At 46.3% G+C, this 285-nt stretch carries 1 protein-coding gene; it reads right to left on the bottom strand.

Going from position 1 to position 285, the window contains the following annotated elements; all coding sequences use genetic code 11:
* Window positions 1-285, bottom strand: a 285-nt coding sequence (locus A3757_RS03835) for a hypothetical protein (RefSeq protein ID WP_156506158.1), incomplete at both ends; no start/stop codon positions are given.

Below are 285 nucleotides of genomic sequence, written 5' to 3'. Positions count from 1 at the left end.
CGCTCACACTGCGCAGGCATCTTGTCGTTCGAATCAGCCTCTTCATTAGCTTCCAAGAACTTCACATACTCAACCTGGTCACCCTTGATCAAGTCAGTATCACCAGACTGCGTAATCTCAACTTTACGCAACATCTGGCGCACGATAACTTCGATATGCTTATCGTTAATTACAACACCCTGCAAACGGTAAACGTCCTGCACTTCGTTAGTGATGTATTTAGATAGCTCCACAACACCCAGTAGGCGCAAAATATCGTGCGGGTTAGAAGGTCCATCCGAGATA

Source organism: Oleiphilus sp. HI0117 (assembly GCF_001635235.1).
This window is presented reverse-complemented; position numbering and strand designations above follow the sequence as displayed.